This window comes from Acidovorax temperans (assembly GCF_006716905.1).
In the GTDB taxonomy this organism is placed as follows: domain Bacteria; phylum Pseudomonadota; class Gammaproteobacteria; order Burkholderiales; family Burkholderiaceae_C; genus Acidovorax; species Acidovorax temperans.
Map to the genome: position 1 here is coordinate 1 of NZ_VFPV01000006.1, position 19104 is coordinate 19104.

Annotated in this window: 18 protein-coding genes and 2 pseudogenes; 11 read left to right on the forward strand and 9 right to left on the reverse strand. The window is 61.7% G+C overall.

Annotated features, from left to right (window positions below; translation table 11 throughout):
• The coding region (locus BDD18_RS21780) for a Tn3 family transposase (RefSeq protein WP_142085872.1) at nucleotides 1–2158 on the forward strand (2158 nt) is incomplete at its 5' end.
• A 16-nt stretch (nucleotides 2159–2174) separates the two neighbouring features.
• A pseudogene (locus tag BDD18_RS21785) lies at nucleotides 2175–3524 on the forward strand (Tn3-like element IS1071 family transposase); the annotation flags it as partial.
• Between the two features lie 404 nt (nucleotides 3525–3928).
• Here BDD18_RS21785 and BDD18_RS21790 read toward each other — a convergent pair.
• The 5 genes from BDD18_RS21790 to BDD18_RS21810 all read right to left on the reverse strand — a co-directional run bounded on the left by BDD18_RS21790 (nucleotide 3929) and on the right by BDD18_RS21810 (nucleotide 7365).
• Nucleotides 3929–4282, reverse strand: a complete 354-nt coding sequence (locus BDD18_RS21790) for a hypothetical protein (RefSeq protein WP_125958918.1) — start codon at nucleotides 4280–4282, stop codon at nucleotides 3929–3931.
• A 209-nt stretch (nucleotides 4283–4491) separates the two neighbouring features.
• Nucleotides 4492–5712 carry a replication initiation protein gene (locus BDD18_RS21795; RefSeq protein ID WP_142085874.1) on the reverse strand — a complete coding sequence of 407 codons (1221 nt, stop codon included), beginning with the start codon at nucleotides 5710–5712 and terminating at the stop codon, nucleotides 4492–4494.
• A 247-nt stretch (nucleotides 5713–5959) separates the two neighbouring features.
• Nucleotides 5960–6271 carry a ParC family partition-associated protein gene (gene parC / locus BDD18_RS21800; RefSeq protein ID WP_013124618.1) on the reverse strand — a complete coding sequence of 104 codons (312 nt, stop codon included), beginning with the start codon at nucleotides 6269–6271 and terminating at the stop codon, nucleotides 5960–5962.
• A 147-nt stretch (nucleotides 6272–6418) separates the two neighbouring features.
• Complete coding sequence (locus BDD18_RS21805; protein WP_105224163.1) at nucleotides 6419–6742, reverse strand: hypothetical protein; 324 nt, start codon at nucleotides 6740–6742, stop codon at nucleotides 6419–6421.
• On the reverse strand, nucleotides 6739–7365 hold the full coding sequence (locus BDD18_RS21810; protein ID WP_013124616.1) for a ParA family protein: 627 nt from the start codon (nucleotides 7363–7365) through the stop codon (nucleotides 6739–6741). Before BDD18_RS21810 ends, BDD18_RS21805 begins: the two co-directional genes overlap by 4 nt.
• A gap of 197 nt (nucleotides 7366–7562) precedes the next feature.
• On the opposite strand from BDD18_RS21810, the gene BDD18_RS21815 reads away from it, so the two are divergent.
• The 6 genes from BDD18_RS21815 to BDD18_RS21840 all read left to right on the forward strand — a co-directional run bounded on the left by BDD18_RS21815 (nucleotide 7563) and on the right by BDD18_RS21840 (nucleotide 10386).
• Nucleotides 7563–8117: a hypothetical protein gene (locus BDD18_RS21815; protein ID WP_018413496.1), complete on the forward strand. Its 555-nt coding sequence runs from the start codon at nucleotides 7563–7565 to the stop codon at nucleotides 8115–8117.
• A gap of 1 nt (nucleotide 8118) precedes the next feature.
• Nucleotides 8119–8322 carry a hypothetical protein gene (locus BDD18_RS21820; RefSeq protein WP_013124614.1) on the forward strand — a complete coding sequence of 68 codons (204 nt, stop codon included), beginning with the start codon at nucleotides 8119–8121 and terminating at the stop codon, nucleotides 8320–8322.
• A 32-nt stretch (nucleotides 8323–8354) separates the two neighbouring features.
• Nucleotides 8355–8924 carry an HAD family hydrolase gene (locus tag BDD18_RS21825; protein WP_142085876.1) on the forward strand — a complete coding sequence of 190 codons (570 nt, stop codon included), beginning with the start codon at nucleotides 8355–8357 and terminating at the stop codon, nucleotides 8922–8924.
• 1 nt (nucleotide 8925) lies between these two features.
• Complete coding sequence (locus BDD18_RS21830) at nucleotides 8926–9678, forward strand: 3'-5' exonuclease (RefSeq protein ID WP_338071839.1); 753 nt, start codon at nucleotides 8926–8928, stop codon at nucleotides 9676–9678.
• Nucleotides 9679–9803: 125 nt separating this feature from the next.
• Nucleotides 9804–10085, forward strand: a complete 282-nt coding sequence (locus BDD18_RS21835) for a type II toxin-antitoxin system RelB/DinJ family antitoxin (protein ID WP_013124611.1) — start codon at nucleotides 9804–9806, stop codon at nucleotides 10083–10085.
• The gene (locus tag BDD18_RS21840; RefSeq protein WP_013124610.1) at nucleotides 10057–10386 is read left to right on the forward strand and encodes a type II toxin-antitoxin system YafQ family toxin; all 330 of its coding nucleotides are present in this window, start codon (nucleotides 10057–10059) and stop codon (nucleotides 10384–10386) included. Before BDD18_RS21835 ends, BDD18_RS21840 begins: the two co-directional genes overlap by 29 nt.
• Before the next feature lie 256 nt (nucleotides 10387–10642).
• Here the strand turns inward: BDD18_RS21840 and cadR are convergent, their stop codons facing one another.
• The gene (cadR, locus tag BDD18_RS21845) at nucleotides 10643–11062 is read right to left on the reverse strand and encodes a Cd(II)/Pb(II)-responsive transcriptional regulator (RefSeq protein WP_115465919.1); all 420 of its coding nucleotides are present in this window, start codon (nucleotides 11060–11062) and stop codon (nucleotides 10643–10645) included.
• An 85-nt stretch (nucleotides 11063–11147) separates the two neighbouring features.
• Here cadR and BDD18_RS21850 point away from each other — a divergent pair, with 85 nt between their 5' ends.
• The 3 genes from BDD18_RS21850 to BDD18_RS21860 are packed head-to-tail and all read left to right on the forward strand — an operon-like array spanning nucleotide 11148 to nucleotide 16606.
• Entirely contained in the window at nucleotides 11148–13553 is a 2406-nt protein-coding gene (locus tag BDD18_RS21850) for a heavy metal translocating P-type ATPase (RefSeq protein WP_142085878.1), read from the forward strand.
• Complete coding sequence (gene lspA / locus BDD18_RS21855; RefSeq protein ID WP_142085880.1) at nucleotides 13550–14641, forward strand: signal peptidase II; 1092 nt, start codon at nucleotides 13550–13552, stop codon at nucleotides 14639–14641. The genes BDD18_RS21850 and lspA overlap by 4 nt, the downstream gene beginning before the upstream one ends.
• A gap of 48 nt (nucleotides 14642–14689) precedes the next feature.
• Nucleotides 14690–16606, forward strand: a complete 1917-nt coding sequence (locus BDD18_RS21860) for a cytochrome c/FTR1 family iron permease (protein ID WP_207374958.1) — start codon at nucleotides 14690–14692, stop codon at nucleotides 16604–16606.
• A 79-nt stretch (nucleotides 16607–16685) separates the two neighbouring features.
• On the opposite strand, the gene BDD18_RS21865 is transcribed toward BDD18_RS21860, so the two are convergent.
• The 3 genes and pseudogenes from BDD18_RS21865 to BDD18_RS21875 form a co-directional block, all read right to left on the reverse strand.
• Nucleotides 16686–17300, reverse strand: coding sequence for a recombinase family protein (locus tag BDD18_RS21865; protein WP_142085883.1), 615 nt, complete (start codon nucleotides 17298–17300; stop codon nucleotides 16686–16688).
• Nucleotides 17301–17360: 60 nt separating this feature from the next.
• Nucleotides 17361–18578, reverse strand: a complete 1218-nt coding sequence (locus tag BDD18_RS21870) for a TniQ family protein (protein WP_142085885.1) — start codon at nucleotides 18576–18578, stop codon at nucleotides 17361–17363.
• Nucleotides 18575–18934: pseudogene (locus tag BDD18_RS21875) on the reverse strand (TniB family NTP-binding protein); the annotation flags it as partial. The pseudogene BDD18_RS21875 and the gene BDD18_RS21870, both read right to left, overlap by 4 nt.
• Between the last annotated feature and the right edge of the window lie 170 nt (nucleotides 18935–19104).

Consider the following 19104-nt stretch of genomic DNA (forward strand, 5'->3'; position numbering starts at 1 on the left):
GCAACTCACCGACAACCTGGTCGATGCGATGGCCTTCCACATGAAGCAACTAGAGGATGAAAGCAGCGCGGGCGCGAAGCAGTCCTTCGTCGCCGAGCAGGTACGACGCCATCAGGAAACGCCGCAGGTTGGCCGCCTGCTGTCGCTGTACGTGGACGACAGCGTGACCGATCCGACGCCGTTCGGTGAGGTGCGCCAGCGCGCCTACAAGATCATGTCCAGGGACGCGCTGCAAAGCACCGCGCAGCGCATGAGCGTCAAGCCGCTGAACAAACTGGCGCTGCACTGGCAGGCGGTGGACGGTCTGGCCGAACGCATCCGACGCCATCTGCGGCCGCTGTACGTCGCGCTCGACTTCGCCGGCACTGATCCGGACAGCCCGTGGCTCGCGGCGCTGGCCTGGGCTAAGGGCGCGTTCGCCAAACAGCAGCGCCTGTCGCAACGGCCGCTCGCCGAATGTCCGGCGGCCACGCTGCCGAAACGCTTGCGGCCGTACCTGCTGACCTTCGACGCCGATGGCAAGCCGACTGGCCTGCACGCCGACCGCTACGAGTTCTGGCTGTACCGCCAGGTCAGGAAGCGCTTCCAGTCGGGCGAACTCTACCTCGACGACAGCTTGCAGCACCGGCATTTCTCCGACGAGTTGGTTTCGATGGACGGGAAGGCCGACGTGCTGGCACAGATGGACATCCCGTTCTTGCGGCAGCCTGTCGATACCCAACTCGATGCGCTGGCGGCCCAGCTGCACGCGCAATGGCTGGCGTTCAACCGCGAGCTGAAACAGGGCAAGCTGACGCACTTGGAATACGACAAGGACTCGCAGAAGCTGACTTGGCGCAAGCCCAAGGGCGAAAACCAGAAGGCGCGCGAGCAGGCGTTCTACGAGCAACTGCCGTTCTGCGATGTCGCTGATGTGTTCCGCTTCGTCAACGGCCAGTGCCAGTTCCTGTCGGCGTTGACGCCATTGCAGCCGCGTTACGCGAAGAAGGTAGCGGATGCCGACAGCCTGATGGCGGTCATCATCGCGCAGGCGATGAACCACGGCAACCAGGTCATGGCGCGCACCAGCGACATCCCGTACCACGTGCTGGAAAATACCTACCAGCAGTACCTGCGCCAGGCGTCGCTGCATGCTGCCAACGACCGCATCAGCAACGCCATTGCCGCGCTGCCGATCTTCCCGCATTACTCGTTCGACCTCGATGCGCTGTACGGCGCCGTCGATGGGCAGAAATTCGGCGTCGAACGGCCGACCGTGAAGGCGCGCTACTCGCGCAAGTATTTCGGGCGCGGCAAGGGCGTCGTTGCCTACACGCTCTTGTGCAACCACGTGCCGCTGAACGGTTATCTGATTGGCGCGCATGAGTACGAGGCTCACCACGTGTTCGACATCTGGTATCGCAACACGTCCGACATCGTGCCGACCGCGATCACCGGCGACATGCACAGCATCAACAAGGCCAACTTCGCCATCCTGCACTGGTTCGGCCTGCGTTTCGAGCCGCGCTTCACCGACCTCGACGACCAGTTGCAGGAGCTGTATTGTTGCGCCGACGATCCGGCGCTGTACGAGAAGTGCCTGATCCGGCCGGTCGGCCAAATCGACCGGCAACTCATCGTCAGCGAGAAGGCGAACATCGACCGGATCGTCGCCACGCTGGGCCTGAAGGAAATGACGCAGGGCACGCTGATCCGGAAACTGTGCACCTACACCGCGCCGAATCCGACGCGGCGCGCGATCTTCGAGTTCGACAAGCTGGTGCGCAGCATCTACACGTTGCGCTACCTGCGCGACCCGCAACTCGAACGGAACGTACACCGCTCGCAAAACCGCATCGAGTCTTATCACCAGCTACGCTCGACCATCGCCCAGGTCGGCGGGAAGAAGGAATTGACCGGCCGTACCGACATCGAAATCGAGATCAGCAACCAGTGCGCCCGGCTGATCGCCAACGCGGTTATCTACTACAACTCGGCCATCCTGTCGCGGCTGCTGACGAAATACGAGGCGGCCTGCAACGCCAGGGCGCTGGAACTCATCACCCAGATATCGCCGGCGGCCTGGCGGCACATCCTGCTGAACGGGCATTACACCTTCCAGAGCGACGGCAAGGTCATCGACCTCGATGCGCTCGTGGCGGGGCTGGAACTGGGGTGACGGAAATTTCGGCGGTTCCGGCTTACAACCCCTGGATGATGAACTCCATTTGTCGCCATTGCCCGCAGAGGACGAAGACCCAGAAGTGACCAAGCTGCGCGCGGCTTTGGATCACCGCATCGGTGAGGTTCAATTGCCGGAAGTGATTCTGGCCGTTGACGCCCAGGTGCGCTTTAGCTGGATCATGCTCGGACGTGAGCCGCGCTCTACCGACGAGCTGCTGATGGTCTATGCCGGCATCATGGCCCACGGCACCAGTCTGACTGCGGTCGAATGCGCGCGCATGATTCCGCAATTGTCTGCCACCAGCATTCGCCAGGCCATGCGCTGGGCGCGGGACGAACGGCGTCTGAGCCAGGCCTGCCAGGCTGTGCTGGAATTCATGCAGCGACACCCGATTGCCGCCACCTGGGGGCGGTCCGATTTGGCATCTTCTGACATGATGAGCATGGAGACCACCAAACGGGTGTGGCAAGCCCGGCTTGATCCTCGGCGCAACACACCTTCCATTGGAATCTACTCCCATGTAAAAGACCGGTGGGGCATCTTCCATGCGCAGCCCTTTGTGCTCAATGAGCGCCAGGCGGGCGTGGCCATTGAAGGTGTCATCCGCCAAGAAAAGCTGGAGACCAGCCAGCTTGCTGTGGATACCCATGGCTACACCGACTTTGCCATGTCACATGCCCGTTTGCTTGGTTTTGATCTTTGCCCGCGGTTGAAGGAACTCAAACAGCGCCACCTCTTTGTGCCACGCGGCACCAAAGTGCCCGCAGAAATCGCTGCGGTGTGCGAAGCCAATGTCGACGTCGCTTTGATCGAAAAGCATTGGGATAGTCTGGTGCACCTGGCAGCCTCGGTCATGAGCGGACATGCCAGTGCGGTGGCAGCTCTTGCGCGGTTCGGTTCTGCCGCCCAGGGCGATCCAATCTATGAGGCTGGCGTGCAATTGGGGCGGTTGCTGCGTACGGCGTTTTTGGCTGACTACTTTGTCAAGGACGCTTTCAGGAACGAGTTGCGCCGGGTGCTCAATCGGGGCGAGGCTGTTAACGCCCTCAAGCGCGCCATTTATACCGGCCGGATCAGCCCGGCGCAGGCCAAACGTGTCGATGAAATGCAGGCTGTGGCCGATGCGTTGAGCCTGATGGCCAACATCGTGATGGCGTGGAATACCTCACAGATGCAGGCGGTCCTGGATCGCTGGTCGAACCGCCGCCAGGTCATTCCACCGGAACTGATCGGGAAGATTGCGCCCACCAGGCTGGAGAGCATCAACTTGCGGGGTGTGTTTCGCTTCCCGGTTGACCGCTATGCTGACCAAATCCTGCCTTCGCGGCCAAATGCATCGATAACTGGCACCAATGGATGAAACCGACCACGGTTTGACGCCACGAATCGCAGATTTGAAAGTGAACAGGAAAGTCAATGAAATCAACGATCTACCAACACCACCTCCGCGCCAGTGCTAGCTTTTCGTACCGTCACTTATTGCACTGAAAACGAGGAGACCCCTTGATGCGGCTGGAACGACCAGAGCCTCACGTCAGAGGGGGATGTCAAGGGCAAAGCCCGCCCACATTCCCCCGCGACGTGTGGGGCAAGACCCCACGCGGGATGCCGAAACCGAAGGGGTTTCGGTCGCCGGGACGGCGAAAGCGGCAGGCCGACCGACAGGGAGGGAAGATCGAAGCCCGCAGTGGTCGAGACTCGCGTGCGAGGCTCGATGCGAAGCACGAGAGCCCGGTCGATGCGCAGCAGCGAGCCGCCCGAATTTCACTGCGGCCGAACTGGACGACGCTGGCCAGCCACACCGGCACCGGACGAAAGCAGCTTGACGGCCTTCACGAAGTCGATACCCAGCAGGTGCATCACGAGGTCGATGCCGCCACCTCCACCCTTCCCTGCGCGCACGTCAAACCACTTGAGGCCCGTCACCAGAACTTCCCAAGCGAAGCCCGAGGGCGACGACAAAAACAACCGCACCGTCCGCTTGTCCTTCTCCGGCACGAAGTCGAGATCGCGACGCCAGAACAACTGACCATCGTCGCGCAGCTTGTCGAGCACCTGCGAAAGCGGCATCTCCCGCACCCATGCGAGCGTTTCATCGTCAAAAGACCGTCGAGCCATCCTCTACATCCTCCGAACTCCATTCAACCGACACGGCCGCCACGCCGAAAACTGAGGGGGGGGCCGCGCTTGCGCGCGGCGGAACACCCTCCGGGCTTCGCCCTGCGCGCGGGATGATGGATAAGTCCTGCGGACTTACCCACAACCCACTTGCGGCTACTCGCGTTTGATAAACGCTTGGGCTACTCAAAACCAAAACCGGCTCCATCTCAGCCATCCAGCACAGGCACGACACCCGGCCCAGCAGGAAACAGCTCAAGGGACACCGAAGCTGAAACCGGAACCCCGGCCCCCTGCGGGGCGGCAGTTACCTGATGTGCACCATGCTTAACATCCTCGGCCTTGCCCGAAGTGACCCCCAAAATCGCCACGGCGACGGGTTTGAGCACTTCTTCGAGCACATGCTTGTAGGTGGCCACCGTCTGCCTTGTGAGGCCCGCTACGCGGCCGATAGCGGCTTGCGTGAGGGCTTCGCCCTTCTGTTGCAGCAGGCGGCACGCGGCGCGCACCTTGGACTCGGTAGTCTTGTGGCGCACGTCGTGGGTGCGGGCGGCGGCGAGGCGCTGCCGCTCGATCAGCGGCAAGTCCTTGTCGAGCTGCATCACTCCCCGGTGGCACCGGCCGCAGCCGGTGTAGCGATCCCACGTCCAGCGGGCGACGGACTTCACCGTGGCCTTGAGTGAGGACTGCGCCAGGTTGTCCATGAAGCCCAGCTTCTGGAAGCTGTTGCGGTTGTGCGCGTAGGCTTCGAGCAGCCGCGTGAAGGTGGCAAACGAGCCGCGCTCGCGCTCACGGTTCACGATGGAATAGGCGTAGTGCCGCAGGTGCTCGAAGAGGATGCAGTGCCGGGAATGGCTCACCTCGTCGAACTGAGGCCCCTTGCCCCACGGGCTGGACACAGCCAAGTCCACGTAGTCGGCCAACTCCCCCAGCTCGTAGACGTGGGCGTGCAGCTCGTGCGTCAGCCACCAAGGATGACCGGGCGTCTTGGCCACGGGGCCGCTGTGGAAGTCGGTGTCGGCATCGAGCCGGGCAGCGAAGGCCTCATAGACGGCCTTCATGTAGGCGATGGGCTTGCTGCGGGCGGCCTCGGTCGTACAGACCGGGGGAATCGCGTAGTAGAGGTGGCTGTGGCCGCTTTGGCGGTTGCGGACGATCAGGTTGGGGGCAGGAAGGCCAGCGTCCTCCCAGATCATCGCCTTGGCATGGTCAAGGTCGAAGATCAGCCAGCTCACGAAGCCGGGCCGATTGACCTGCATGTAGGGGTAGCGAATGGCGTATTCGCGCGGCCGGACTCGGGTGGCCGTCTTGTCGTCAGAACAACGCGGCAGATAGGGCGCTTCCGTGAGCACGCGATTGAGCGCGGTGCCCGACTGGAAAAAGCGATCTGCGGTCTGGTTGTCTAGTTTCTGTGCCGTTGTACCTGCCATAACCCCTCATCACACGTCCCATAGGGGCGTGCGCACGCTTGCGCGCAGGGCTTAAGACACGTACAATCGAAGCATAGTCAGTCGCTTAATTGCACTGGTACAGAACTCATCCGCCAAGATGAATCCTGTACGTGTCTGGGCACCCTGCCCGGTTTCTCTGTCAAGGCCCGCTCGCCAAAGCGGGCTTTGTCGTTTCTGACTCTCCAGTTTTGTGCTGTCTGGTCAGCTCTCTCCTTTGCCATGACGGTCACTCGTCAGCATCCACAGACGCCGGGGCTTGCTTGTAGCCCCGCACCATCGTCTTGGGCACCCAGTGCTCCGTGTTCACATCAAACTTCATGATCCCGTAGGACTGCAAAACGCTTGCAGCTCCATCGAGACTCTGGAAGTACCGAAGGCCGCCACGGGCAGCACCCAGCACTCGCTCATTCATTCCGGCCCGCACCACGATCAAGAGGCCCTTGTCACCGGGTTCCACTCGGGCGGCGGAAACCGACCCAGCGGCGATGAGTTCCTTCAAAACCTTCGGCGCGACCACACTAGCAGTTGTCGTCAGCATCGTTTATACCTTATTCCGCGCCCAATCGCAACAATATCATGTTTCGTTGCGCCTGTCGCTGCATGGTGTTGGTGTCGTCACTTGTATGGACTATAGTCCATACTGGAAATCGTTATATATATACATAGATAGGTATATATATACCTATCAGCCCTTGAGGAAGGCTTCCAGCGCCTCGATCACGATGTCCTTCTCCGTGACCCGGCCGCCCTTCTCTTCCGAGCGCTTGAGCGCTTCGCGGCGCAGGCGATCAGCCAGTTCCTCGGGGAAGTTGAAGATTTTTTGCACCCGTGCGCGGCCGTAGCGCTGCGTTTCCTCGGCAGCGGGCGGCGTGGCGGCCGGTGGCGTGGTCACGGCCGCAGGTGCCACCAGCGGCTTTTCGGCCTTGTCCGCCTCCCCGCCTTCAAGGAAGGCGGTCGGGTCTTTGGGCGGCTTGAACTGCGCCGTGTTGGGCTTGCCCTTCATGCTCATGCCATCACCTCCTTGAAGAAGGCTTCCATCTCGGCAATGGCGGCTTGATCGCGGCCCAGCTCCTGAACGCTCGCGCCTTCGCCGATGGCGCGGCGGAAAGCCACCCGCTCGCACACCTTGGTCGGCAGCACGGTCAGTTTCTGCTCGGCCAAGAATTCCAGCATCTCGGCCGCATCCTTGGTGCGCGGATCGACACGGGTCAGCAGCACGCGCACATCCAGCTCGGGGTTGTAGTCGCGGGCCAGCTCGACCACTTCCAGCAAGTCGGTCATGGCGGCAGCGTCCAGATTGCTCGCGCCAATTGGGATCACGGCACGCTGGGCCAGCAGCAGCGCTGAGCGCAGACCAACCGAATCACGGCCACCGGCATCAACGACGACGTGCTCGAAGCCGCTGGCCAACTGCTTGCCTTCGGCCAAGATCGCCTTGCCAGCGAGGCAGGTGGTGGTGGGCGACGGGTCGTATTGCGTCTCACGACGCCAAGCAGCCCAGCTCGCGGCCGAGGCCTGCGGGTCGCCGTCGATCAGGAGGGTCTTGCCCTGCCGGGCCAGCATCACTGCCAAATGCACAGCGGTCGTGGTCTTGCCGACGCCGCCCTTGGTGTTCACACACGCGAAGATCATGGGTGCTCCTATAGATATATATACATACCGACGCAGCAGCAAAGCGGCTGACCATCGACCTGCCGGGTTCCTCCCCGGCGCTGGGACTCGGTAAGTATATATATACCTACCGACCACAAGCGAATGGTAGCAGACTTTCGCGCTTTTGCGTATAGTTCTACACATACGCAACCAACTAGAAGAAGAGAACGCAGCCCATGCAGTTCAAGACCGTCCGCCACCGTGACCAAGATGGCAACTACCACGAGGGCAAAACCGTGCAGTGCCTGCGCCGCGTGCGCGAGGTAACGCCGGATTTCCCGGAGGGCAAGAACGTGCAGCGCGTGGTGGCCAAGTTCGACCGCGCAGCCCGCGAGCTGCCTGCCGAAGTGGCCGCTGTCCTCACTCCGGCCGAACAGGACGAATGGAAAGAGTGGCGCGTCAAGCAGGACGAAGAGCACTTGAAGTCGGTCGCCCAGTACGAACTCGACACGCTCGCCGAACGCTTGGGCGTCATCCGCACCGGCATCCAAAAGGGCTATGCCGCAACCGACACCAAGAACGCTGTCGCGATCCGCAACGGGACTAGAGCCGTGTTGCGCCTGCTGGCTGACCTGATGCCCGAGCCGGTGAAGGGGCGTCCAGTCATCGAGGAAGAGTACGAGCCGCTGATGCTGCCCAACTTCGCCACGCCCGGCACGCCGGAATTCGATTCCTACCAGCGGCTGCTCGAAGAGCACGAGCGCCGCAAAGCTCAAGACCAAGGAGGCTGACATGCGCTTTTGGACATTCGACCCCAACACCTGCCGCTTCGAGCGCGCGAGCAAGCAAGCCGCTTTGCACGCCGCCGACGTGGCCGTGGTCAACGACGACACCGACGTGCAGGTCATCAGCGATCACCAGCCGCCTAAGCGCTGGCCCAGCGGCGAGCCGCTGGTGGTGGCTGGCGTCGAGTTCGAGCGCGAGCTGTTCGAGTAGGTATGTAGGTATATAGGTAGGTATATATATACATGAAGCCCACGAGAGCCATTGTCTTTGACGCCTTCGGCACCCTGATCCGCTACACCACGCGCCCTGCACCCTACGGGCATCTGGTGGACGCGGCCGGGCGGCCGGTGGATCGGATCGCCTGCCTCACGCGCGACGTGCCACTGGCGACCCTCGCCAGCGAGATCGGCGTGGGGGACAAGCTCGACGTGATCCTGCCCGACTTGGCCGAAGAGCTGTCAGGCCTGCGTCTGTTTCCCGAGGTGCCGGACGTGCTCGCCAAGGCGCGGGCAGCAGGGCTGCGCTTGGCGGTGTGCTCGAACCTTGCCTATGAGTACGGCCCGGCCGTGCGCGGCCTCGTGCCCGAGCTGGACGCCTACGTGCTGTCGTATGAGGTCGGGGTGGCCAAGCCACACCCGACGATGTACCGGCTCGCGTGCGCCGAGCTGGGCTGCGCACCGGCTGAGACGGTTTTCGTGGGGGACAGCAAGCGCTGCGACTTCGACGGGCCGCAGGCCTTCGGGATGCAGGCGCGCTGGCTGGATCGCAGGGGAGGGCAGTCGCTGGTCGATGCTCTCAAGGGGTTCGTCTGACATGACGGCCGCTGAGCTGCTGGCCCGCGTGCCTATCCACCGGCCCGGCAGTGGTGCCTATGTTGTGCTGGCCGAGATTGCCCAGCCGTGGCGCGACCAGTTCGCCGCAGCACTGCGCGGTAGTGCTGCGCCGCTGATCGACGGCGCAGGCCCATGCGCATGGGCGCACGACTGGCAGCAATGGGTCGCCGGAACATGGCACCAACGGCCGGGGCCGTTTTCGCCCGTGCTGGTCATCGACCTTGAGGCCACCTGCGACGATGGCGATGGCCTCCCGGCGAGCGATATGGAGATCATCGAGATCGGCGCGGTGTGGGCTACGGTTGAGGGCAGCGTGCTCGACACGTTTCAGGCGCTGGTGCGCCCCGTGGCACGCCCTCAGCTCACTCCCTTTTGTCGGCAGCTCACCAACATCCAGCAGGCCGACGTGGACGGTGCCGAGTTGTTCCCAGCGGTCGCGGCACGGCTGGCCAGCTTCGCCCAACGCCATCAGGCACCGGGCGCAACGTGGGGGAGCTGGGGCCAATTCGATGCCAAGCAGCTTTCCCGCGATTGCGAGCGGCACGGCATCCAGAACCCGCTCGCAGCCTTCGAGCATGTGAACCTCAAGCGCCGCTTTGCCAAGGCCCGGAAGATCAAAGAGGTAGGCATGGCCCGCGCGTTGCAGATGGTGGGCCTGTCGCTCGATGGCGCACACCATAGAGGCCTCGACGACGCGCGCAACATCGCCAAGCTGTTGCCGTGGTCGTTGTAGGTAGGTATGTATATACCTACCTATATACATACCTACGAACAAGGAAGCCGGGGGGGGGTGCCGCCTTGCGAAAGCTGACCGCCTGCGATACAATGTATCTCAATCAGTCGCAATAGGAGGCCGTCATGGCTGCTACCACCACTATGGTTCACGTCCGCGTGGACGAGAACGTCAAGGCGCAGGCTGCGGAAACGCTGGCCTCGATGGGCCTGACCGTCTCCGATGCGATCCGCGTGTTCCTGACCCGTGTCGTCGCCGACAAGGAACTGCCGTTCGCACTCAAGGCACCGAACGCCACCAGCCGTGTCGCCATCGCCGAGGCCAACGAGATCATCAAGAGCCGTCGCGCTCGCTTCGCCACCGCTGACGCGCTGCTGAATGACCTCGAAGAAGCCAGCCGCAAGTAAGCGGGCAAACCTGCCCCGAGCGTCGGACTACACCAAGGACTTCCTCAAGGACTGGCAGCGCCTGTCCCACTCCGGCCGGTACGACATGAACCGGCTGAAAGAGGCCATGACGCTGCTGATCGCCAACGACGGGCCGCTGCCGCCTGAATGGCTCGATCACGCCCTCACGGGCGACTGGGCAGGCCATCGTGAGTGCCACGTCGGCGGCGACTTCCTGCTGATCTACACGCTCGACGACTCGGGCAAAAGCGGCTTGGTCGTTTTCGTGCGCAGCGGGACGCACTCCGAGCTGTTCTCGTAGCCCGGAAAGAAAGCCGCCTCGCATGGCGAGGCGGTGAAAGACTGCGGGCTGTCAGGGAGGAAAACGCCGCTACGAGGCAGTCACCCCGGATTATCAGGGCGCAAACTTGGGCGGCTGGCCCGGCGTGCTGTCATTTTCAGAAGACGACAGCACGGAATATCAGAAGTCAGCCGCACGACCTTCTCCGATGCCAATTAGGCAGGCCGCTCACGAGCCCAAAATCGCAGGCCAATGTCGGCGTGCGAGACACTTCATGCTATGCGTTGCATCCCGGATGATCGCAATCTGATAAACCTTGCAAGATGCCACATGCCTCTATTCGTCGAGCGCCCGAGCATTTTTCACGCAGCGAGAGCAAGTGCCGCTTCAATTGCAACAGCGCTTCCACGCGCTCTTCGGTCTGACGAATATGCGCATCCAGTAGTGCATTGACGTCGCCGCAGTCCTGAGCAGGGTTATCTCGTAGGCCCAGCAGTATCCTGATTTCGCTCAGCGTCATGTCAAGCGAACGGCAATGACGAATGAACTGCAAACGCTCGATGTGCACATCGCTGTACAACCGAAAGTTGCCACCACTTCGCGCTGGCTTCGGCAGTAGCCCTTCCTTCTCGTAGTAGCGGATGGTCACAACCTCGCACCCAGAGCGCTTGGCGAGGTCGCCAATTCTGATTTCCATGCCTCAATCTCCATTTTTCACTTGACTCTATAGCGACTATAGAGTTTTTAATGGAGGCTGAATAGACGATTTGAAGGAGTTATCCATGAGCGAATGCGCTTCAAAGGGGTGTGGCTGCTCGACTGGGCCAATCATCCAACCCACGGCACAAGCCCCGCTGGCAACCGGATCGGCTCAAGCGGTGTACCGCATCGAGAACATGGATTGCCCCACGGAAGAGGCGCTGATCCGAGGCAAGCTGGCTGGGCTGGCGGGTGTGGTTGGTCTTGAGTTCAACCTGATGCAGCGTACCTTGGCCGTGCGGCACGAATTGCCTTCGCTGTCTCCCGTTGAGCAGGCACTGAAGGCCATCGGCATGCAAGCTGTGCGCATGGATGAGGCGTCGGCCGGGCAGACGACCAAGCTGTCCATTGCCAAGATGGATTGCCCGACCGAAGAGGCGTTGATCCGCAACAAGCTGGGTACCATGCCCGGCGTTGCCGATCTCGATTTCAACCTGATGCAGCGCACGCTGTCGGTACGCCACGCGAACCGGGTTCTGCCAGACGTGCTCGTGGCACTGCAAGAACTTGGGTTCGAGGCCAGTGTGATGGACACCGCAGAGGTCGTATCGCCAGCCGCTTCCCCTGTGACCGCGCCAACCAACTGGTGGCCGCTGGGCATCTCCTTGGTCACTGCATCGGCGGCCGAGGCGGTCTACTGGTTCCACGACGGCAATCATTGGTCAGTCGTCATTCTGGCGCTTGTCGCGGTCTTGACGGGGGGGCTGTCCACCTACAAGAAGGGCTGGATCGCGCTCAAGAACCGTAACCTCAACATGAACGCCCTGATGTCGATTGCCGTCACGGGTGCTATGTTCATCGGCCACTGGCCCGAAGCTGCGATGGTAATGGTGCTCTTCGCGCTGGCCGAGGTGATCGAGGCCAAGTCATTGGATCGCGCCCGTAACGCCATCCGTGGGCTGCTCGACCTGACCCCGGAGCAGGCCACGGTGCAGCAGCCTGACGGCACTTGGCGAGAGGTAAGTGCCAAGCAAATCGCCATTGGCAGCCGAGTCCGGGTCAAACCGGGTGAGCGCATCGCGCTCGATGGCGAGGTGCTAGACGGACGCTCCACGGTCAACCAAGCCCCGATCACGGGCGAAAGCCTCCCGGTCGAGAAGTCCCCCGGCGATCCGGTGTTTGCGGGCACGATCAACGAATCTGGTTCCTTCGAGTACCGCGTCACCGCCTTGGCCAACAACTCCACTTTGGCCCGCATCATTCACGCGGTAGAGGCTGCGCAAGGTAGCCGTGCACCGACCCAGCGTTTTGTCGATCAGTTCGCCCGTTGGTACACGCCCATTGTTTTCGGTGTTGCCATCGCCGTCGCGTTGTTGCCACCGCTGTTCATGGGTGCGGCATGGCTCGACTGGATTTACCGTGCATTGGTTCTGCTGGTGGTCGCCTGCCCGTGCGCACTGGTGATCTCTACGCCGGTCAGCATCGTCAGCGGCCTGGCCGCTGCCGCCCGCCACGGCATTCTCATCAAGGGCGGCGTCTATCTGGAAGAAGGCCGCAAGCTGCGCTGGCTGGCTCTGGACAAGACCGGCACGATCACGCACGGCAAGCCCGCACAGACCGATTTTGTCACATGGGGCAATGCACTCGCCTCGGACAGCCGCAGCATCGCTGCCAGTCTGGCGGCCCGCTCGGACCATCCTGTATCCAAGGCGGTGGCACAGGCCGCGCAGACGGACGGGGTTGCCTTGCTCGACGTGGCCGAATTCAACGCGCTGCCCGGTCGGGGTGTGCAAGGCCAAATCGACGGGGAGACCTACCATCTGGGCAACCACCGGATGCTCGAAGAGCTGGGGCAGTGCACACCAGAGCTGGAGCAGCGCATCGCTGCGCTGGAAACCGCTGGCAAGACCGTCGTGATGTTGGTAGGCGCAAAAGGGGTACATGCCTTATTCGCCGTAGCGGACACCATCAAGGACAGCAGCAGGACCGCCATCGCCGAGCTGCACGCACTGGGCATCAACACCATGATGCTGACCGGCGACAACCCCCATACGGCACAGGCCATTGCCGCACAAGCCGGAATCGACCGTGCGCAAGGCAACCTACTCCCAGATGACAAATTGCGCGAAGTGGAGCAACTGGCCCGAAGCGGCAAGGTTGGCATGGTCGGTGATGGCATCAACGATGCACCGGCCTTGGCGCGTGCGGATATCGGCTTTGCCATGGGAGCCGCTGGCACCGACACCGCCATCGAAACGGCTGATGTGGCGCTGATGGACGATGACCTGCGCAAAATTCCGACCTTCGTGCGCCTGTCGCGTGCGACGGCGCAGGTGCTGATGCAAAACATTGTGCTGGCCCTTGGCATCAAGGCAGTCTTTCTGGTGCTCACCTTCACGGGTCACGCGACCATGTGGATGGCGGTGTTTGCTGATATGGGGGCCAGCTTGCTCGTCGTTGGCAATGGCTTGAGGCTGTTGCGCCGATGAGCTGGAAATTCTTTCTCTATGACTGGGGTGGTCTGAACATCGCGATGTTTCAAGCCATCAACACGGGTACGCCTGCCGCGCTGGGGCCGCTGGCGTGGTTCTTCAGCCTCGTGGGAAGTTACTGGACAGCGCCGCTGATGCTGCTGGGTCTGTGGTGGTGGTCGAAGTCGGCCACCAACCCGACGCATGGCAGGGCCGTTCGGCATCGCCTTATTGGTTTTAGCGCGGCCTTCTTGCTGGCGTTACTGGCCGCCACCATCTTGAAGCTATGGCTCGACTTTCCACGCCCGCCTGCCGTCCTTGGCGACATGGTGCGCGTCATCGGGGACATCGAGCTTCACTACAGCCTGCCCAGCGGGCATGCCACCTATGCCGCGCTGGTGGTCGGCGCGCTCTGGCCTTTGATAGGCCGTCGTGGCCGCATCGGCTTGGTGTTGTACGCCGCATTGGTCGGTTGGTCACGCATCGCAGCCGGAATGCACTTTCCTGCCGATGTGCTGGCGGGGTGGGTACTTGGATTGAGTTGCACGGCGCTCGCCGGGTGGCTGATGCCGCTGGCCGTCCCTGTGTGGCAATCGGCTCGCCGCACATCGACTTGGGTCTGGTTCGCAGTGGCCGCCAGTGCTGTCATGACCGATCAGCTCGCAAAGTTCGCCATCACCCGCACGTTTGCCTACGGTGAACAGGTCGAAGTCACGCCCTTCTTCAACTTCGTCCATGTCCTGAATCCCGGCGCGGCATTCAGCTTTCTGGCGAACGCTGGCGGCTGGCAACGTTACTTTTTCATCACGCTGGGCCTGGTCGTTTCTGCTTGGCTGGGACGCATGCTGTGCCAGCAGCGGCCACGCCTCGAAGCGGTGGGCTACAGCCTGATCCTTGGTGGTGCGCTCGGCAATGTCGCGGATCGTGTGCTGCGTGGATCGGTTGTCGATTTCCTCGACTTCCATTGGCAGCTTGTGCACTGGCCCGCCTTCAACCTCGCAGATGTGGCGATCACATCGGGTGCTGCTTTGCTCATCATGCAGATGCTGACCCAAGGCAAGGCGGTGGACACCGGCGCAAATGAGAATTATAATCATTCACAATGATATAATCCGAGAGTTTCCATGACTTGCCGAGCAACCTATCGCTGGCTGATGACTTTGCTGTTGGCGACTTGTGCGTTGATTGGCGGGCCAAACTACGCAGCCGAAACCACCGAACTCAAAGCCAAACAGATTTGGCAACTTCTGGACTACGTCGCCGTCGATTACGGCGGCGCGGTCGCCAACGGTGCCGTGCTGAAAGCGTCGGAGTACGCTGAAATGCAGGAATTTGCCGCTACAGCCGAGCGTCAACTGGGAGAACTGCCTGACCAGACCGACAAGGGTAGCTTATTGCAACAAGCGACCGCTTTGCGTGCTGCGGTAGCTGCCAAGGCCGATCCGGTCAGCGTGGCGAAACTGGCGCATGCGCTGTCCAGTGCGGTGCAAAAGACATATCCGTTTCCAGTCGCGCCGACTGCCATGCCGGTCTTGGCGAAGGGCGGACAGTTGTTTCAGGCGCAATGTGCGGCCTGTCACGGTCAGCAAGGGCGCGGTGACGGCCCTCTGGCGGCATCCCTGAACCCCAAGCCGACCGCGCTGGCCGATCACACGCGGGCGCGTGAGCGCAGCTTGTTCGCGCTGCACCAGATTATCAGCAACGGTGTCCAAGGCACCGCCATGCAGGGCTTTGGCGCGTTGTCGGATGAAGATCGTTGGGCACTGGCGTTCTTTGTCGGCACACTGCCCTATGCGCAAAGCGACAAGGACGAAGGGGCCAAGCTCTGGCAAGCCAATGCGCAGGTTCGCCAGACGGTCGCCAGTCTGGATGCGCTGACGCAAACCTCCGAGCATGTCTTGGCGGACAAGCTGGATGTGCCATCCGCCAAAGCCCTGACCGCCTATTTACGCACCAACCCGAACGCGCTGAACGTCAACAGCCCGAAGGGCACCGCGATTGCCAAGGCCAAACTCAGCGAGAGTGTGACGGCATTGCTGGCTGGCGACCGCGCAGGCGCGACCAAGCTGGCCTTGTCTGCTTATCTCGATGGCTTCGAGCCAGTCGAACCCGCGCTGGCCACCCGCAATCGGCCGCTGTTCGAGAAGATCGAAGCCGCGATGGTGTCCTACCGGGCATTGATAGCCAATGGTTCGCCTGCCGATGTGCAGACAGCGGAGCTGCATTTGCGCGGCTTGCTGGATGAAGCGGACAAGGTGCTTGCCCCCTCCGACGACGATGCCGTGGCGGCCTTCATCGGCGCGTTAACCATCTTGCTCCGTGAAGGATTGGAAGCCCTGCTGGTAGTCGTTGCCATGCTTGCGTTTCTCAAGAAAGCCGAACGGAAAGACGTATTGATCTACGTGCATGCAGGCTGGGCATCCGCGCTGGCCGCAGGCGGCATTACATGGGCAGTGGCAACTTACTTGGTCGGCGTCAGTGGGGCAAGCCGGGAGCTAACGGAAGGCTTTTCGTCACTCTTTGCCGCCGTGGTCTTGCTGGGTGTGGGCATGTGGATGCACCAGAAGAGCGTTGCCGGTCGCTGGCAGGTCTACCTCAAGGAAAAGCTGTCTTCGGCGCTCAACAAGCGCACGGCATGGTTCTTGTTCTCGCTGGCCTTCGTCGCCGTCTACCGCGAGGTGTTCGAGACCGTGCTGTTCTTTGCCGCGCTCTGGACAGAAGGAAATGGCTGGCCCCTGCTGGCGGGCTTGGGCACCGGCATGGGAATCCTGGCCCTGCTGGCAGTCGTACTGCTGCGCACCAGTGCGCGCCTGCCGATTGGCCAGTTCTTCGCTGCCAGCTCACTGCTGGTGGCCATACTTGCCGTGGTCTTGGCAGGCAAGGGCATCGCAGGTCTGCAAGAAGCAGGGTTATTGCAGACCAGCCCAATATCGATCCCACGCATTGATCTGCTGGGCATCTATCCGTCGTGGCAAACACTCTCAGCGCAATTCGCTGTGTTATTCATCGTTGTGGTGGCCTTTACAATCAATTTGCGGTCATCGCGTCAAATGGCAGTACAAAAAAGCTGATTTGACGGCGTGAATTGATGCCGCGACGAGCGCCATCATCCTCGAATCCGTGCTGACCATGTAAAGGCCAGTTTTTCTTTTACACCTTGGACAGCAGTCGTATTCCATCCGCGCGCAATTCCCCTTTGGGAGAAATATGCCGGTACAAGGTCTGTCGCGTGATGCCGAACTCTTGGCACAGGTCGCCGACCTTGGTTTCCGTCTGCCCCATTGCCGCCATCGCCAGCCGTAGCTTGGCGGCGGTCATCTTGAAAGGCCGACCGCCTTTCCTACCGCGCGCCCGCGCCGAGGCCAAGCCCGCTACTGTGCGCTCTGCGATCAGCTCGCGCTCGAATTCGGCCAGTGCGGCGAAGATGCCGAAAACCAGTTTGCCAGCAGCGGTCGTCGTGTCGATGGCGGCTCCGTGGCCGGTCAGAACCTTGAGGCCAACGCCGCGCCCGGTCAGATCGTGCACGGTATTGATCAGATGGCGCAGGTCGCGCCCGAGCCGGTCGAGCTTCCATACGACCAAGGTATCCCCTGAACGCAACGCCTTCAAACAGCTCGCCAAGCCGGGACGATCTTCGCGCTTGCCGGAAGCCTGGTCTTCGTAGAGCTGGGCCGGATCGACGCCGGCAGCGATCAGTGCATCACGCTGCAAGTCGGTGGCCTGTGAGCCGTCTGCTTTCGATACCCGCATGTAGCCAATCAGCATCTTGCACCTGTCACATATACGTTCGATTATGTGACAGTGTGGACCGGAAAGCTCTCGCCGTCAAAATTTGTCACCTAACCCGTTATTTAGTCTACGGCATGTAAAGGGGCCATCTGGCTCATAATGTGACAGAAATTCAGGGGGAATGCCCTCCTTGGTAAAGGTGACGCGCAAACGCTCCAGGGATTCAGGGTCACGCTGTCCAAAGGATGCCATCGCGAATAACGAGCGGGCTATCTCGGAATCGTGCCGCGCCTCGACAATGGCATCGTTGATTGCTTTGACGGCTTGTTGCCAATGGTTGACGGGTTCCTTCTTCCGTTCAACCGCTCGCAGGCCGTTGGTGAACTCAGTTTGTGGCTCTGACAGGAACAGCGTTGCCAGTTCTCCGCGTGGACTCAACACCTTCGATTCGATCAGGTCGATGGCGGTTGCCGCTGCCTCCAATATCTGCAACTGCACCGATGAGTCCAGAATCTCGTAGGGATGCCACAGACTTTGCCCGGCGCGCAGCGGATGGCCGCAGCGCTCCCAGACATAGCGGATACTGCCAGCGCAAGTCCCGCAATGCGAGAGCGGGGTATTCAGCTCATCCAGCAGTGTACGCAGCAGCCGGAACCACAAACCGGCATGGACGGGCCGGCGCGGCAACTCGACGTATCCTGCTGTCAGTGCTTGCCATGTGCGCCGGTCCATCGCCGCAATCGCGTCACTGGCCATGCGCGGGGCAGCGTCGGCCTTCTCCCAGCCAAGTACACGCCCTGGCATGCCCCAATAGGATTCCAGCCAGCAGCCATGCAGCGGACAGCTCAGCATCAGGGGTAGCTTCCACGCGAGCAGTACCGCCTGGTTCGCTGAATCACTCAGGCAGAGTGGGCAGGCCCGACGGATTGGCTGACTGGGCAGCCACGCGCGCCAGCTCGTGACCGATCTCGTCTTGCGGTTGCGTTTTGGCAGCATTACCGAGAACTGGAACGCATAGGTTTCCAGGGCGGACGGAACCCGGTCGTCGAGGCTATCCAGCAGCCATGGCACCCAGCCAGCAAAACTCATGCAGCGCAGTTGGTCCAGCTCGATGCCGCTTCGCCGGGAGAGTGCCGTCAGCAGCGCCACCGGCGGTGCGGTGTCCAGGTCATCGATCTGGTCATGCCCAAGGTCGTGTTCCAACAGGTCAAACATATCCATCTGGTAGCAGACGGCGACACGATTGAGCCACGAGGACAAGGCTTCGCCTTCCTTGGGAGCCGGATGCAGCGGCCAGCGTGGAGCTGGCTTCACATCAGTTCCCGCTCGAACTGCCGACGCCGCTCGCTGGGACCGGTGTAATCGGCCATGCTGAGCGTGCGGTGGTTGATTGCTTCCTCGCCGCTCTCCACGGCGGCGATGGCCGCCGCCATCAGCAAGTGCGCCAGTTCCCCTATGGTGCCCTCGCTGCGTGTGAGCAGGTAGCGAGCCATGTCCAGCGTGGCAATTGGGGAAGGCCGGCGCAGCGGGAGCGAAGCGGCGAAGCTGGCCAGCAGTGAGCAGCAATCGTCGTTGGCCTCCCATACCGGCAGCATCATCGGCTCGAAGCGATTTTCCAACTGGTCATCGGAGCGGATGGCTAGGTAGGCGTCGCGCGTGCCTACCCCAACTCTAAGGACTTCCCCGTCAAGCACCGTTTTCCAATGACCGGCCGCCAGGCCGGTTTTTCTTTCCTGCGTTCCCTTCCAGACTCCTGCACGCACGCGACGGATCGGACAGACAGACTGCCTCTCTCTAATCGGCCTTGATCGGGTCTCGCCCGGGGCCATGCGATTAACCG

Bases quoted from the DNA above. Each gene is read 5' to 3' on its own strand.
- BDD18_RS21790 (WP_125958918.1), bottom strand. From the start codon at position 4,282: ATGGCTCGACGGTCTTTTGACGATGAAACGCTCGCATGGGTGCGGGAG.
- BDD18_RS21795 (WP_142085874.1), bottom strand. From the start codon at position 5,712: ATGGCAGGTACAACGGCACAGAAACTAGACAACCAGACCGCAGATCGC.
- parC (WP_013124618.1), bottom strand. From the start codon at position 6,271: ATGCTGACGACAACTGCTAGTGTGGTCGCGCCGAAGGTTTTGAAGGAA.
- BDD18_RS21805 (WP_105224163.1), bottom strand. From the start codon at position 6,742: ATGAGCATGAAGGGCAAGCCCAACACGGCGCAGTTCAAGCCGCCCAAA.
- BDD18_RS21810 (WP_013124616.1), bottom strand. From the start codon at position 7,365: ATGATCTTCGCGTGTGTGAACACCAAGGGCGGCGTCGGCAAGACCACG.
- BDD18_RS21815 (WP_018413496.1), top strand. From the start codon at position 7,563: ATGCAGTTCAAGACCGTCCGCCACCGTGACCAAGATGGCAACTACCAC.
- BDD18_RS21820 (WP_013124614.1), top strand. From the start codon at position 8,119: ATGCGCTTTTGGACATTCGACCCCAACACCTGCCGCTTCGAGCGCGCG.
- BDD18_RS21825 (WP_142085876.1), top strand. From the start codon at position 8,355: ATGAAGCCCACGAGAGCCATTGTCTTTGACGCCTTCGGCACCCTGATC.
- BDD18_RS21830 (WP_338071839.1), top strand. From the start codon at position 8,926: ATGACGGCCGCTGAGCTGCTGGCCCGCGTGCCTATCCACCGGCCCGGC.
- BDD18_RS21835 (WP_013124611.1), top strand. From the start codon at position 9,804: ATGGCTGCTACCACCACTATGGTTCACGTCCGCGTGGACGAGAACGTC.
- BDD18_RS21840 (WP_013124610.1), top strand. From the start codon at position 10,057: ATGACCTCGAAGAAGCCAGCCGCAAGTAAGCGGGCAAACCTGCCCCGA.
- cadR (WP_115465919.1), bottom strand. From the start codon at position 11,062: ATGGAAATCAGAATTGGCGACCTCGCCAAGCGCTCTGGGTGCGAGGTT.
- BDD18_RS21850 (WP_142085878.1), top strand. From the start codon at position 11,148: ATGAGCGAATGCGCTTCAAAGGGGTGTGGCTGCTCGACTGGGCCAATC.
- lspA (WP_142085880.1), top strand. From the start codon at position 13,550: ATGAGCTGGAAATTCTTTCTCTATGACTGGGGTGGTCTGAACATCGCG.
- BDD18_RS21860 (WP_207374958.1), top strand. From the start codon at position 14,690: ATGACTTTGCTGTTGGCGACTTGTGCGTTGATTGGCGGGCCAAACTAC.
- BDD18_RS21865 (WP_142085883.1), bottom strand. From the start codon at position 17,300: ATGCTGATTGGCTACATGCGGGTATCGAAAGCAGACGGCTCACAGGCC.